Consider the following 15,491-nt stretch of genomic DNA (forward strand, 5'->3'; position numbering starts at 1 on the left):
ATCACGCGGCGTGAAGCCTTGGCACGCGGATTCGGTGGCATCGCGCTGGTCTGCTCGTTCCCGGCGGACAAACGCTCCCGCCCGACCGCTCGCACCAGCGCAGGAGCCCGCGCGAAGGCCTCGGCGCCCTTCGACCCGTTTCAAGCCGAGCTGACGACGATGCCGGTCGCCCAGCCGGTGAAGGCGACGAAGACGCTCGAGCAGTACCAGATCACGATGCGCCCCGGGACGGCGGACATCCTCGCCGGTCAACCGACGCCGATCCTCGGATACGACGGCCGCTTCCCGGGTCCGACGATCCATGCCACCCGGGGGCGCGAGGTGCAGGTCACCCAGAGCAACCAGGCCGGCCGGAACCTCGTCGTGCACCTCCACGGCGGCGTGACCGAGCACGCGTCCGACGGGCACCCGATGGACATCGTCGGAGCCGGCACGCAGCGCGTGTACCGCTACGCCAACGTCCAGCGCGGCGCCACGCTCTGGTACCACGACCACTCGCATGGCGAGGTCGCGCAGACGCTGTACGCGGGGCTGGCCGGCTTCTACATCGTCAATGATCCCTACGAGGACGCGCTCGAGCTCCCGCGCGGCGAGTACGACGTGCCGCTGATGATCCAGGACCGGAGCTTCAACGCCGACGGGTCCTTCCGCTACCAGCTGGACCTCGACATGGGGTTCCACGGAGACACGATCCTCGTCAACGGCGCGATCGCGCCGCGGATGAAGGTCGAGCGACGGCTGTATCGCCTGCGCTTGTTGAACGCGTCCAACGCGCGCGTCTACGGCCTCGTCCTGGGCGATCGGCGCGAGACGCTCCAGATCGCCGCGGACGGCGGGCTCCTGCCCCGCCCGGTCAAACGGACGCTGATTCCGCTCAACCCGGCGGAGCGCATCGACGTCGTCGTCGACTTCCGCCAGTTCGGCGCCGGCACCGAGGTGATCCTGCACAACCCGAGCGGCGAGGCGACGACACAGGCCGTGATGCGCTTCGACGTGGTCAAGGGCGGTGCCGAGGAGGCGCAGGTGCCGAAGCTGCTCTCAGAGCTCGAGACGCTGCCGCCGGTCAACGCCGCCCGCAAGTTCGTCCTCTCGTTCCAGTCGGCCGGGACGGCGATGTGGCAGATCAACGGGCAGGGCTATGACATGAACCGCATCGATTGCCGTCCGCGGCTGGGGACCACCGAGCTCTGGACGTTCGTGAACAACTCGCCGCACCCGCATCCCATGCACCTGCACCTCGCACATTTCCTGATCCGGTCCGTCGACGGCCGACCGCCCGGGCCCGCCGATGCGTCGTGGAAGGACGTGGTCGCCGTGCAGCCCGGCTCCACGGTGGTCGTGCGCCCCTACTTCGACTACTACACGGGCGTGTTCCCGTTCCATTGCCACACGGCCGAGCACGGCGACAACAACATGATGGGGCAGATGGAGGTCGAGGAGTGAGGCGCGGCCGCAGCATCGCGACCGCGTGCTTCGCGACGATGGCCGCGGCCTCGCCGGCGCACGCGGCCGTCACTCGCCCGATCCAGGCGGTCGATGATCCGGTCACGCTGCAGAAGTACTGGACGCCGGCGGCGATCGGTGCGCAGCAGGGGGACACGGTCGAGTGGCGGCTCACGGAGCCCGGGAACGCCCACGCCGCCGCACACAACCTCTGGCTCGTCCCGCCAGGGGGAACCGAGGCGGACGCGGTGGAGTTGGGGGCGAGCGACTCCACACCGACGGTCGACAAGGCGCTCGACCAGGTCGGCACCTATCAGTTCTTCTGCTCGATCCACGGAGGGCTCGCCCCCGGAGGCATGAACGGGACGATCACCGTGGGGACCGAGGACCCCGGGCCGCCGGTCGATCCCGGCACCCCGTGGACGGCGCCGGAGGCGGACCGGCCCGCGCCGCCTGCAGCCCTCGGCCCGCCGCCCGCCTTCAATACGTCGCTGCCGCCGACGGTGTTCGAGGTCGGGAACTCCCCGCCGCCTCGTCTCAGCCGTCTGCGGCTCACGGCCATGCGCCATGGCGTCCGCGTCCGGGTGAAGGCGTCGCAGGCGGGCACGCTGACGATCCGCGTCCTGCGCGGCGCGCGGACCTTCAAGACCCGGACCGTCAAGCTCGGCGTGGGCGTGCACGGGTTCACGGTGACCGACCCGCGCCACCTCAAGGCCGGTCGCTACCAGGTCCGTGTGGTCGCGACCGATGCCGCACAGCTGGCATCGGAGCCGATCGTCCGCACGGTCCGCATCACGCGCTGACGGCGTCGGCTCCGATGGCGCGGTCGATCGAGTCCGGGGCCAGGATGCGGTCGATCACCATGGTCGCCGCACCGAAGGCCACGGCACTGTCGCCGATGCGGCTGGGCGCGATCTGGAGGTTGGTCGTGGCCAGGGGGAGAGAGCGCTGGAAGATGACCTCGCGCAGGCCGGCGATGAACTGCTGGTGGGCGTCGGCCATGTCCCCGCCGATCACGATCGCCGAGGGATTGAAGAAGTTGACCGCGCCCGCGAGCCCCTCGCCGAGGTGGCGCCCGGCGTCGCGCACGGCCTGCATCGCGAGCGGCTCTCCGGCGCGCACGTGTGCCACGACGTCGTGAGCGTCACGTGCGGCGAGTCCTTGGGCGCTGAGCGCGCGGGCGAGTGCCCGCCCACTCGCGACGGCCTGCAGGCACCCGACGTTGCCGCAGCTGCAGAGCGCCTCGTCGTGGCCCGAGATGCGGATGTGGCCGATGTCCCCGGCGGCGCCGTGCGTACCGCGATAGATCCGGCCGCCGGCGACGATGCCACAGCCGATGTCGCTGCCGACCTTGACATAGAGCATGTGCTCGAGGACGCGCCAATAGGCCCGGTGTTCGCCGAACGCCATGAGGTTGACGTCGTTGTCGACGATCACGGGAGCGTCGTAGCGCTCGGCGAACCAGTCGGGGATCGAGCTCTCCCAGCCGGGCATGCTCGCGGGTGCGACCGGCACTCCGCACGCGAAGTCGACCGCGCCGGGAACGCCGATGCCGATGCCGCGAACCCGTTGAGGCGGCTGCCCGAGTGCGACGAGGAGCGCCTCGAAGCCTCGCTGGACGCGGGGGAGGACGACCTCGGAGCCAGCGGAGATGGGGAGCTCGTCGACGCTTTCAGCCAGCCGCGTTCCCGCCAGGTCGTTCGCCACGAAGCGGGCGTGCGACGGCCCGAGGTCGGCGACGAGGATCGTCCCGGCCTGCTGATTGAAGGCGAGCCGGCTCGGGGGCCGCCCGCCCGTGGACGCGGTCGTCGCGGTCTCATAGACCAGGTCATGCGCCAGCAGTGCATCGATGCGCAGGGCCAGCGTGGAGCGCGCCATGCCAGTTCGGCGGACGAGCGCCGAACGCGTCACCGCTTCGCCGTCGCAGATGAGACGGAACACCGAACCTGCGCTCGTCAGTGAGGGCATACAGAGTAAGTGAGACGCCAGTGAAGTATGAGATGCAACTTACACAAGCTCGCTGACGCAAGTTACACGGCCTAGATGAGAACAAGTTGCGCTTTTGTTTGACAAGCGTTAGAAGCGGAACTACGTTTGTTGTCATGTCACGACGCGCCCGCGTCGCGGCCACCCAGGCGGGATTGACGCACGACGCTCATTTATGTGAGCGCGCGTTGGTTACGCATTTCTCACCGTGGAGTCGGGTCTTGTGGTGAAGGAGAGAGCATGAGCAGCACCGTGCGTATCACGAGGGGACTGTCGGTCGCGGCGATGGCGCTGGCGCTCGGCGGCACCGTCGCGGCCTGTGGCAGCCACGACAACAGCACGTCGGGGAGCATTCAGACGACCAAGACCGCGCCGGCGAGCTCGCCGGCCGCCGACACCGGCCCGCCGGTCCACCTGGCGTTCAGCGCGCCCGCCGCCGACCACGGCTGGCTGAAGGCGGTGACCGATGACGCGAAGGCCGAGGCCAAGCAACTCGGGATCACGATGGACGTCCAGGACAGCGCAAGCACGTCGGCGGAGCAGGCGGATCAGATCCAGACGCTGATCGCGTCGAAGCCGGACGCGCTGGTGGTCCTCCCCAACGAAGGGGAGGCCCTCACGCCGGCCGCCGAGCAGGCCACGAAGGCCGGGATCCCGGTGATCAACATCGACCGCGCATTCACGACGCCGGCGGCGGACCGCCTCTGGATCGGCGGGGACAATTACGGCATCGGGTGGCAGGCAGGCAACTACTTCGCCGACCAGCTCAACTGCAAGGGCAACGTCGTCGAGATCCAAGGGCTTGCCGGCATCTCGGTGACCCAGGACCGCACCAAGGGCTTCGCGGACGCGCTCAAGCAGCGCTGCCAGGGTGGCATCAAGATCGTGGCCAACCAGCCGGCGGACTTCCTCCCCGACAAGGGCCTCAGCGTGATGGAGAACATCCTCCAGGCGCAAAAGCACATCGACGCGGTCTACACCCAGGACGACGACATGGCGCAAGGCGTTGCGGCAGCCATCCAGAACGCCCACCGCGACAAGGAGATGTGGATGACCGGCGCGGGTGGCTCCAAGCAGGTCATGGAGGAGATCCAGAAGGGCGGCCTCTGGCGCGCGACGTTCCTCTACAACCCGTCGATGGCGGCCTCGGCGGTCCACCTCGCACAGCTGATCGTCCAGCAGAAGGGCCTCGACGAGCTGGCGGAGCCCGAGATCCCGAGCAGCATCACGTTGCAAGCGACGGCGGTGACGAAGGACAACGTCGCCAAGTACCTGAAGCTCGGCTTCTAAGCCGCGCGCAAACACTCATGTCAAATACAGGCGTTACTCAGAATTTGATGGGGGAGTAGAGGTCAAACCACAGCAGTAACGTCACAGTCACATGTTCTGCGGGCCTGGTGGATTGAATGCCGCGACGTCGTGGGAGTCGTTCGTCGAGGAGTCAGCCAGTTGTCCAAACGCGGTACACACGTCAAGTCAGACGATGACGATGTCGTCGACCCGGGTGTCACGCGTCGTGGCGCGCTGATCAGCGGGGCGTTCGGGGTCGGTGGCCTGATGGGCGCGGGACGGGGGTTCAACGCCCCCGCCGCGCTCGCCGCGACGACGACGACCGCTCCGGAGCAGTTGCACCTGGAGTGGGGCGCCGATCCCGCGACCGAGGTCACGGTCTCCTGGAGCGTGGGAGGCGCGGTGCCGATGGCGGCGCCGATGCTGGCCTACTCGACCTCGCCGATCACGGCAGCCAATCCGGGTGCGCTGGTGTTCCTGCCGGACCCGGAGCCGCTGGATCTCAAGGCGCCGCGGACCGGGCCGTGCGTGACGAGCTTCACCGACGGTCAGAGCGGGCAGACGACGTTGCACTACCACGTGCCGCTCACCGGCCTGAAGCCGGACACGACCTACCACTACGCGGTGACGGACGGCGGGGAGGACCCGACGACCGTCGCTGCCTCCTTCAAGACGGCTCCGACCGGTCGTGCCTCCTTCCGGTTCACGGCGTTCGGCGATCAGGGGAACAACGCTCCGTCGCCGTACACGACGGCCGGCGTGGCGAACCCGGGCGATGGCAACGGCGCCCCGCTGTTTCACCTGATGGTGGGCGATCTCGCGTACGCGGACGGCAACAACCCGCCGCCGGTGTGGCGTCAGTGGCTGACGATGGTCTCCGCGGCCTCCAAGAGCTTCCCCTGGATGCCGGTCCCCGGCAACCACGAGGTCGAGCGTGGCGTCACGAGCCTCAGCGGAACACCCCAGACGACCGGCACCTCAGGCAGCTATTACAACGGCCCGTACGGCAGCGGCGGCTATTTCTCGCGCTTCTTGCTGCCCGACAACGGTCTGACCAACTGGGACGGCAACAGCCTGCAGGGCAGCTTCTACAGCTTCCAGATCGGCACCGTCCTGTTCATCGGCCTGGCCGGCAACGACGTCATCTGGCAGACGTCGGACTTCAGCCAGACCAAGCCCGCGCAGTACACGGGCGCGTTGAAGGCGGACCCGTCGAACATGGCGCTCGTGCCCGACGAGTCAGGCGGGAAGCCCAACCTCCAGACCCAATGGCTCGAGCAGCAGCTCCGGGCAGCCAGGGAGGAGGGCTCCGGGATCGAGATGATCGTGGTCCAGATGCACTTCCCCGCGGCGAGCGTGGACACGGGCAACAGCTGCGACATGGGCGCCCGCACCGCCTGGGGACCGTTGTTCGATCGGTACGAGGTCGACCTCGTCCTGGCGGGGCACAACCACAACTACTGCCGGAGCCTTCCGGTCCGCGGCTATGACCCGCCGTCGGGGGTGACGACCAAGGCGCTCGCCAACCCGTTCGGTACGTACGCGGCGGGCGCGACGATCGACACCCGCCGCCCGACCGTGACCCAGACCGAGCCGATCATGCACGACGGCGAGCAGACGTGGGACACCTCGCGGGGAACGGTGCATCTCGTCGTGGGTGGTGGCGGCGCCGGCTCCACCATCGGCGAGACCATCGACCCCGCGACGGGGCTGGTGCAGGCGCACCCGTTCGCGGACGCCTCAAGCAACGCCCAGGCCGTGGAGGACGCCCCTTGGCTGGGGTTCTATGACACGGCGAACGCGTACGGCTACGCGGTCTTCGACGTCGATCCGGGCGACGGACCGGGCCAGACGTCGATCACGTTCCAGTGGTTCTCGATGCCGAGCACCGGTTCGCCCACGCCGACCACGCCGCTCGAGAAGTTCGTGTTCGCGCGCATGTCCGGGCAGATGACCCCCGGCGTCGCGGCGATCGAGGGCACCGTCAGCGTCGGGCGAACCGTCACGGCGGATGCGGGGACGTGGTCGCTGCCGTCGGCGAGCTTGAGCTACCAGTGGCTGCTCGACGGCGCCCCGATCGGCGGTGCGACGTCCGAGACCTACACGATCGCGGCTTCCGGCCTCGGCAAGCAGTTGCAGGTACGGGTCACCGCGGCGGCCGAGGGCTACAAGACGACCACCGTGACATCGGCTGCGGCCGTGGTCGCCGGCGGGACGCTCTCGCCCGCTGTGGTGACGCTCAGCGGCAACGTCCAGGTCGGCGGGACCGTCACGGCTGCCGCGACCCCGTGGATGCCGGCGGCGAGCCTGGCGTATCAGTGGCTCCTGAACGGGTCCCCGATCAGCGGGGCGACGGGGATCTCGTACCGGCCGGTCGCCTCGGACGCCGGCCAGGTGCTGGAGATGCAGGTGACGGGGACCGCGAACGGCTACGCGCCGGCGTCGGTGACGTCCGTGCCGGTGACCGTCGCCCGCGGCCAGGCGGCGGCGCCGGCGCTCCCGGCGATCTCCGGGACGCCGGCCGTCGGGCGCAGCGTGGCCGTCGACGCGCCGACGGATGGCGCCTACCAGTGGCTACTCGACGGGTCGCCGATCGATCGCGCCACGGGCGCGTCGTACACGCCGGTTCCGGCCGACGCCCGCCGGCAACTGCAGGTCCGGCTCACATCGCCATCGGTGTCGGTCGTCTCGGAGGCGGTGACCGTCGAGGCGGTGGAGTTCCAGGCGTCGCACCCCGGGTTCCGGGGCAAGGCCGCCGTCGGCGAGACCCTCGTGGCGATCACCGGGCATTGGTCACCGCAGCCGGCGTTCGCCTATCAGTGGCTGCTCGACGGCAAGCCCATCAAGGGCAAGACTCACTCCACTCTCGATGTCACCCCGGCGTACCACGGCAAGTCGCTCAGCCTCCGCGTGACCGCCGAGCGGACCGGATACGTGACGCGCGAGCTGACCTCGGCCGCCCACGCGGTCCGCACGGGCGAGTTGAAGGCATCGGCCCCGCGGATCACGGGCCAGGCGCGCGTCGGAGCGTTGCTGCACGTCATGCACGGCGACTGGGAGCCGAGGCCGGAGTTCAGCTACCGCTGGTACGTCGACGGCCGTCCGGTGCAGCCCGAGACCGACTCCTCCAAGCTGCGCCGGCAGCAGCGCGGCGTGACCGGCGTCGGCTACAAGGTCCGCCGGCAGGACCGTGGCAAGCGCGTCACCGTCGAGGTCACCGCCCGCGCGCATGGCTACGAGACCCTCGTGAAGACCTCCGCCGCGACCGCCCCGGTCCGGGCCTGACACTTCCCATTCCGCAGGAGAACCGCACATGAGAACCCTTGCCCTGTTGGGCTCACGCGCGGCTGCGCTGGTCGTCTGCGTGCTCGCCGCCTTGACCATCGGCCCAAGCGTCGCGACTGCCGCGGCTGACTGCCCGTCCGGGCTCGGCGGCCATGGCACTGCTGCCTCGCCGTGCCTGATCGGCAGCGCTGCCGAGCTGTACGGGGCGATGAGCGCGATCAACGCCGACACCGCCCGCAACGGCGCCGCGACCGAGGACTACCGGCTGACCGCCGACATCGATGCCACGACGTACTCGACGGGCACGGCAGGGCCGGCGACCGCGTCTGGACCGACCGAGAACTGGAGCGGGATCGACTGGTTCTCGGGCACCTTCGACGGCGACGGGTACGCGATCAGCAACCTGAATTACACGAGTGACAGCCTCGTGGCCACCCTCCCGTCCAGCGGCGCGACGGCCGGCCTGCACCTCGGCTTCTTCCGCGTCCTGAACGGTGCCACTGTCGAGAACCTGACGCTGCGAAACGTGCGGGCGAACAACCCCGCTGTTTCCAATCTGTCGATCGGCGGCGTCGCGGTGTGGAGCTTCGCCTCGACCATCTCCGGGACGACGCTGGCCGATCCGACCATTCTCGACGCACCGGGCGGCGGATCGAGCTACGTCGGCGGACTCGTCGCCCTCGCCTACGCCAACCGGTACGCCAACTCCGCCGCGACCGTGTCCGACGGCGGGAGCACCAGCTTTCGCGACAACCTGGTGTCCGGCGGATCGATCGCCGATGCCAATCGCACCGGGGGGATCGTCGGCATGGCCACAGGGCCGACGACGGTCGCCGACAACTCCGTCAACACGACGCTCAGCAACCCCACGCACCCCGTCGACGGCACCGGCGGCCAGGTCAATACGTACTACTACGTCATCGGCGGTCTGGTCGGCGAGGTGGGCACGACCTACACGACCTCCGAGGGGTCACAGGCAGCCGGCGTGTCGATGTCCGACAATGTGATCGGGGGGATCATCAAGGGCTCTGCGACGGGGCACCGGTCCAACAACGGCGTGAACTTCGCCTCCGCCACGGTCGGTTATGCCACCGTGGCCGGGCACGTCGCGACGAGCACCAGCCCGACGGCGAGCAACTGGGCGACGGAGAACAACCTCGTCAGCTCCGATCTCCAGTACACGAACGAGACCGGGCCGGGGCTCCCGAACGCCGACGGCACCTCGGTCTCGCCCGCGACGCTCAAGACCGAGTCGACGTATTCGGCCTCGGGTACGGGTCTGACCGATCCGGCGACGGCCGCGACCTACGACGAGCTTCACTGGGACTTCGCCGGGACGAGCGGCTGGGCCTGGACCGGAACCTCGACCGACGGAGCGCCGGTTCCCGCGGTCGCGCCGAGGATCACGCTGGACAACGGTGTCCTGGCGTTCCTCTCCGGGCCCGCTCCGCCATCGCCGACCCTGCTCGCCGGTGCCAAGACGAACCACGGGACGCTCTCGATCGATACCGGTGGCGTCGCCTGGTCGACGCCGGGTACGTACACCGCGACGGTCACGGCCGCCAACGGCGGGTTCTCGACGTCCAAGCCGCTGACGATCGTGATCGTCTCCAACACCGTGCCGCTCGCCAGGACCACAGGCGGGCTGGAGACGTCGAGCACGGCGCCGAGCACGGCCGAGGTGCTCGCGGCGCTCGGTGCCGTGCTGCCGCAGGAGGATGGCGGGACGCTGGGTGTCGAGTATCCGAACGGCGAGCCGGATTGGGACACACCCGGCAGCTACACGGTCAAGGTGACCGACACCGGTGGCGCGGACGGCCTGCAGCCGGCGACGGCGACGATCCGCGTGGTCGCTCCGCCGACGGTGACGGTCGCGCACTCCACGGTCAGCTTCCGCTCCGGCACGACGGTCACTGCGCAGGACGTGCTTGACGCGGTGACTCCCACGGCGACCTACTCGGCGGGGGACTCGGGCACGCTGACGGCCGACATCTCGAGCGTCGGCTCGGCCGTGGGCGCGTACACGGCGACGATCATCGCGACCGACCGGTACGGCTTCTCCAGCGCGCCCGTGACGGTCACGGTGGCGATCTCCGCCGGCAACATCCTGCTCGCTGATGCCACACCGGTGTTCCAGGTGACGAACACCGCGCCCAGCGAACAGGCGATCCTGAGTGCCCTTGGCGCGGTGATGCCGGCCGGCACGACCGGGACGGCGACCGTCAGCGGGTACGCGGCGAGCGACTTCCAGACGCCTGGCGAGTACCTGGTCACCGTATCCGACACCAACACGTCCGAGGGCGTGCCGCCGGTGACGGCGACCATCGAGGTCGTGCCGGTGTCGGTCGTGAGCGTCCCGAACGCGACGGTGTACTTCAACACGGCCAAGCCGCCGACCGCGGCCGATGTGCTGAGCCGGACCGATGCCAAGCTCACCGACGGAAGCGGCAACACCGTCGCCGGCTCGCTGAGCGCGGACGTCTCGCAGGTCCACGGCGCCAGCGCCGGAACGTATTCGGCGACGCTCAGCGGCGTCGACCTGTACGGCTTCACGACCGCGGCCGTCACGGTCACTGTCGACGTGTCGGCGGCCGTGGTCTCGGTGGCGCACGACATCGCGACGTTCACCGACACGGGGTCGGCACCGTCGCAGGCGGCACTGGTGAGCGCGCTCGGGGCAAGCGTCTCGGGCAGCACGGGCGGCGGCCAGCCGGTGGTGGACACCGCGGGCGTGGACTGGAGCGTCCCCGGGAGCTACGCCGTGCACGTCAGCGACGACGATGCGAATGACGCGGCCGACGCCGTGACCGCCTCGATCCGGGTCGTGCCGGTGCCCGTCGTCACGCTGCCACTGACGACCGTGTATCTGCCGGTCAACGCCAACCACCCGCTCCCGGCCGCGACGCTGCTCGCGAACTCCGGCGCGAGCCTGACCGACGGTCACGGCAACGCGGTCGCGGGGACGCTCTCCGCGGACACCAGCGGCGTGAACGGGACCGTGGCGGGGACCTACACGGCGACCGTCACCGGTGTTGACGAGTACGGCTTCCATTCGGCGCCGGTGAAGGTGACCGTGCTGCTCTATCTCTCCTCGCAGCCGACCGGGACCGTGTCGATCGCCGGAACCGCGTCGGTTGGCGGGACGCTCACGGCGGAGCTCGCGGGCTGGGCCGGCCTGGTGACTCCGACGTATCAGTGGCTGCGGAACGGCCTCCCGATCCCGGGCGCGACCGCGGCGACCTACACCGTCGCGCCGGGCGACGCCGGGCAGCGCCTCGCGGTGGAGGTCTCCGAGGCTCCCGACTGGTACGCGCCGGTCTCGGCGATGGCCCCCGAGGTCACGGTCGCTGCCCTCGCCGGCGACCCCGGCCCGAGTGGATCGCCCGCTCCGGTCAACCCCGCACCTCCGGCGACGACGCGGCCGGCCGCGCCGAAGGTCTCGTCGAGCAGCTACAGCGGCGGCGCCGTCAGGCTCAAGCTCCGCGTGTCCGAGAAGGGCTCGGTGACCGTCAAGCTCACGATGAAGGCGGGCAAGAAGACGATCACGCTCGGGACGCGCACGGTGACGGCCCTGAAGGCCGGCACGCTCTCGACGTCAGTGACGCTGAGCAAGTCGGCCCTCGCCAAGATCAAGCACGCCGCCTTGACCGTGACGGAGACGATCACGTTCAAGCCCGCGACGGGCAAGAGCGTCTCGGCGCACAGGACGCTGACCATCAGGCGCGGCGCCCGCTGATGAGGCACCGTGCCGAATGGGGCGGGGTCAGTTGTTGCGACGCTGCAGGAGGACCGCGGCGAGGATGATCAGGCCCTTGGTCACCTGCTGGATCTCAACCGCGAGATTCATCAGCGTCAGCAGGTTGAACACGAGCGCGAACGTGATCACGCCGAGGACCGTGCCGACGATCGTCGCGCGACCTCCGGCCAGGCTCGTCCCGCCGATGACCACGGCGGCGATCGCGTCGAGCTCGTAAAGCTGGCCGGAGACGGGCGAGGCGCTCGCCAGCCGGCCGCACAGCAGGACCGCGGCAATACCCGCGCAGAGCCCGCTCAGCACGTACACGCTGAACAGGATCCGCTGGACCTTCACACCCGCGATCCGTGCCGCTTCGGTGTTTCCTCCGATGGCGACCACGTAACGCCCGTAGGGAGTGCGATTCAACAGCATCCAGCCGATCCCTGCCACGACGAGGAACACGATCAGCGACGACGGGATGGTCAGGACTTCCCCAGTCCCGAACCACCGCACGGATTCAAGGCTGAACAGCGAAATCGGGGTCTTGTCGCTCATCCAGAGCGCGAGCCCTCGGGCGATCAGCAGCATCGCGAGCGTCGCGATGAACGGCACGACCTTGCCGTAGGAGATCGCCGCGCCGTTGATGGCGCCGAGGGCGATGCCGAAGGCCAAGGCGGCCACGATGAACATCAGGTCGCCCGAGTCCACGAGCAGGCCGCCGGCGACGCCGCAGGCGGCGACCATCGAGCCGACCGACAGGTCGATGCCCGCGGTGGCGATGACGAACGTCATGCCGATCGCGAGGACGCCGACGATGCTGCCCTGGCGCAGCACGTTGAACATGTTGTCCTTGGACAGGAACGAGCTGCCCTCGAGGATCCCGCCGGCGATCAGCAGCAGGGCGATCACGCCCACCAGGGCGTACTCCTGGACGTCGAACGTCCGCCGGGAGCCTGCTCCCGACGATCCGCGCTTTGCGGCCGGGGCAGCTGGGGTTGCGGTCATGAGGTCTCCTCCAGGACGACGTCGGTGTCGGTGTGCGCGACCGCATGGCTCAGCAGTTCCACCTCGGTCGCGCGTTCGCCGTCGAGCTCGGCGACCAGCTCGCCCTCGCGCATGATCAGGATGCGGGTGCTCAGACCCATCAGCTCCTCCATCTCGGACGAGACGACGACGACCCCGATGCCCGTCGCCGACAGTTCGGAGATCAGGCGGTAGATCTCGGCCTTGGCGCCGACGTCGACGCCGCGGGTGGGCTCGTCGAGCAGAAGGACGCGGCACTGGCGCAGCAGCCAGCGCGCGAGCACGACCTTCTGCTGGTTTCCGCCGGAGAGCTCGCGCGTGATCCGGCCCGGGTCGTCCGGGACCGTGTTCAGCTCGCGCAGCTTGGCTCCTGTGGCATCGCGCTCCGCTCCCAGGTCGATCAACCCGAAGCGGGTGAAGCGACCGAGGTCGGACACGCTCACGTTCTTCGCGAGACTCCAGCCCAGCAGGAGCCCTTGTGACTTGCGGTCCTCCGGCGCCAGGCCCATGCCGCGCCGGATCGCGACCTCGGGGCGGCCGGCGGGCAGCTTGGCACCGTCGAGATACACCTCGCCCGTGTCCGGGCGCTCGAGTCCGTAGACGAGCCGCAGGAGCTCGGTGCGGCCGGCACCGACGAGCCCGCCGATCCCGAGCACCTCTCCGGCGCGCACCTGGAAGCTGCACTCGCGCACGCGCGGGCGGCCCGAGATGCCGCGCACGTCGAGGACGACATCGTCGGAGGTGCCTCGGGCGCGGTCCGGGAAGAGCTGCTCGACCCGGCGGCCCACCATCTTCTCGACCAGTTCGGCGCGCGGCGTGTCGGCCGGCAGGCCGGTGGCCACCGTGCGACCGTCGGACAGCACCGTCACGCGGTCGCCGATCCTCGGGATCTCGTCGAGGCGGTGCGAGATGTAGATCACGCCCACGCCGTCGGCCGCCAGCCGGCGCACGACCTCGAACAGGGTCTCCACCTCGCCGTCGTCGAGGATCGCCGACGGCTCGTCCATGATCAGCAGCCGGACGTTGCGCGAGAGCGCGCGCGCGATCGACACGACCTGTTGCCCCGCGGGGCGCAGCGTCCGCACGAACATGTCCGGGTGGATGTCGGCGTGGTGGAGGCGCTCGAGCAACACGTTCGTCTCGCGCCGCATGCGCCCGCGGTCCAGCAACCCGAACCGTCGCGACTCGTGGCCGAGGAAGATGCTCTCCCAGACGCGCAGGTCCTCGACCAGGTCGAGCTCCTGATAGATGGTCCCCACGCCGCGTGCCATGGACTCCGACGGCTCACCCACGGGCAGCACCTGGCCTTCGACGCGGATCTCGCCGTCGGTGGGGGCGACCACGCCCGAAACGCACTTGATCAACGTCGACTTCCCGGCGCCGTTGGGGCCGAGCAGGCAGTGAACCTCGCCGCGGCGCACGTCGAAGTCCACGCCCTTGAGGGCCTGCACCCCCGGATAGTGCTTCGTGATCCCGCGGACCTCGAGCAGCGGTTCGTGATCGGTCACGCGGTGACCTCCTCAGCTTCGATCGCAACGTCCACCCAACGCTCCTCGCGCGCCGATGTCAGCACCGCGTCGGTGATCCGCGCGGCGCGCAGCCCATCGGTGAAGACCGGCAGGCCATCGATCGGAGCGTGCCCGCTCACGACGTCGTAGACCTCGGCCACGAACGCGTCGAAACAGTCCGCGTAGCCCTGCGGATGGCCGGCCGGCAGCGTCGCGTAGCGCCGCGCCGGCGGCGAGAGGAACGCGGGGTCGCGCCTGATCAACGACACCGCGTTACGGCGACCGAGCCACAGCGACTCCGGCTCTTCCTGGTTGAAGGCCAGCGCCTCCTCATCGGCATCGAGCTCGAGGAACAGGCGGTTCTTGCGGCCCGCGGAGATCTGGCTGACGACCGTCGTGCCGACCGCGCCGGAGTCGGTCTCGAACTGCACGATCGCGGCGTCCTCGGTCATGCGTTCGGTGGCGGCGGTCAGCGTCTGGGCGCAGAGGCGGACGATGCGGTGGCCGGAGGCGAACTCCGCCAGGTCGCACCAGTGCGATCCGATGTCGGCGAACGCCCGCGACGCGCCGCCGAACTGCTCGTCGACGCGCCAGTCGTCATCCTCGGCGCGCAGCAGCCAGTCCTGGAGATAGGTGCCATGGATGAGCCGCACCGGTCCGGTCACTCCGGTACGCACGCGCTCGCGCGCCTCCCGCAGCGTCGGGTAGTAGCGATAGACGAACGGCACTGCCGCGACCCGCCCCGACTCGGCGGCCGCCTCGACCAACTCCGCGGCACCGAACGCATCGAGCGCGATCGGCTTCTCGCAGATCACGTGCTTGCCCGCGTCCAAGGCCGCCTTGGCCAGCGGGACGTGCAGGTGATTCGGCGTGCAGATGTGGACGACGTCCACGTCTGGCGCGTCGACGAGCGCTTCGGCCGAGGCGAACGCGCGCTCGGCTCCCAAGGCGTTCGCGGCGCGCTCAGCGCTCTCCGGCGAAGACGCCGCCACGCCGACCAGCCGGGCGCCGGCAAGCCGGGCGGAGCGCGCATGAAGGGCACCGATGAACCCGGTACCGGCGATGGCGACACGAACTCCTCCTGGCATCTCCACGAGCGTTTCACAGGTTGCCCGGATGCACGCGAAGTTTGAAGACATCTACACATTTGAAGCTCATGAGAGGCGGTACGGTGGCCGGGAGTCCGGGTGCGGTAACCCCGGAAGTAGGACGAGGGAGGA

At 69.6% G+C, this 15,491-nt stretch carries 9 protein-coding genes; 5 read left to right on the forward strand and 4 right to left on the reverse strand.

What is annotated here, in order from left to right; genetic code table 11:
• Window positions 1-18: 18 nt before the first annotated feature.
• On the forward strand, window positions 19-1,443 hold the full coding sequence (locus OM076_RS06155) for a multicopper oxidase family protein (protein ID WP_270038607.1): 1,425 nt from the start codon (window positions 19-21) through the stop codon (window positions 1,441-1,443).
• Window positions 1,440-2,246 (forward strand): cupredoxin domain-containing protein, encoded by an 807-nt coding sequence (locus tag OM076_RS06160; protein WP_270038608.1) that lies wholly within the window; start codon window positions 1,440-1,442, stop codon window positions 2,244-2,246. Before OM076_RS06155 ends, OM076_RS06160 begins: the two co-directional genes overlap by 4 nt.
• Here OM076_RS06160 and OM076_RS06165 read toward each other — a convergent pair.
• Window positions 2,236-3,384: an ROK family protein gene (locus OM076_RS06165; RefSeq protein WP_270038609.1), complete on the reverse strand. Its 1,149-nt coding sequence runs from the start codon at window positions 3,382-3,384 to the stop codon at window positions 2,236-2,238. The genes OM076_RS06160 and OM076_RS06165 overlap by 11 nt on opposite strands.
• Window positions 3,385-3,681: 297 nt before the next feature.
• On the opposite strand from OM076_RS06165, the gene OM076_RS06170 reads away from it, so the two are divergent.
• The 3 genes from OM076_RS06170 (at window position 3,682) to OM076_RS06180 (ending at window position 11,740) form a co-directional block, all read left to right on the forward strand.
• The gene (locus OM076_RS06170) at window positions 3,682-4,719 is read left to right on the forward strand and encodes a substrate-binding domain-containing protein (protein WP_270038610.1); all 1,038 of its coding nucleotides are present in this window, start codon (window positions 3,682-3,684) and stop codon (window positions 4,717-4,719) included.
• Window positions 4,720-4,878: 159 nt separating this feature from the next.
• A complete protein-coding gene (locus tag OM076_RS06175) occupies window positions 4,879-8,004 on the forward strand; it encodes a fibronectin type III domain-containing protein (protein ID WP_270038611.1) in 3,126 nt (1,041 codons plus the stop codon).
• Between the two features lie 28 nt (window positions 8,005-8,032).
• Window positions 8,033-11,740 carry a beta strand repeat-containing protein gene (locus tag OM076_RS06180; protein WP_270038612.1) on the forward strand — a complete coding sequence of 1,236 codons (3,708 nt, stop codon included), beginning with the start codon at window positions 8,033-8,035 and terminating at the stop codon, window positions 11,738-11,740.
• Between the two features lie 27 nt (window positions 11,741-11,767).
• On the opposite strand, the gene OM076_RS06185 is transcribed toward OM076_RS06180, so the two are convergent.
• The 3 genes from OM076_RS06185 to OM076_RS06195 are packed head-to-tail and all read right to left on the reverse strand — an operon-like array spanning window position 11,768 to window position 15,359.
• Window positions 11,768-12,745 carry an ABC transporter permease gene (locus tag OM076_RS06185; RefSeq protein WP_270038613.1) on the reverse strand — a complete coding sequence of 326 codons (978 nt, stop codon included), beginning with the start codon at window positions 12,743-12,745 and terminating at the stop codon, window positions 11,768-11,770.
• Entirely contained in the window at window positions 12,742-14,271 is a 1,530-nt protein-coding gene (locus OM076_RS06190) for a sugar ABC transporter ATP-binding protein (protein ID WP_270038614.1), read from the reverse strand. Before OM076_RS06190 ends, OM076_RS06185 begins: the two co-directional genes overlap by 4 nt.
• Complete coding sequence (locus OM076_RS06195; RefSeq protein ID WP_270038615.1) at window positions 14,268-15,359, reverse strand: Gfo/Idh/MocA family protein; 1,092 nt, start codon at window positions 15,357-15,359, stop codon at window positions 14,268-14,270. The genes OM076_RS06190 and OM076_RS06195 overlap by 4 nt, the downstream gene beginning before the upstream one ends.
• Between the last annotated feature and the right edge of the window lie 132 nt (window positions 15,360-15,491).

This window comes from Solirubrobacter ginsenosidimutans, assembly GCF_027587205.1.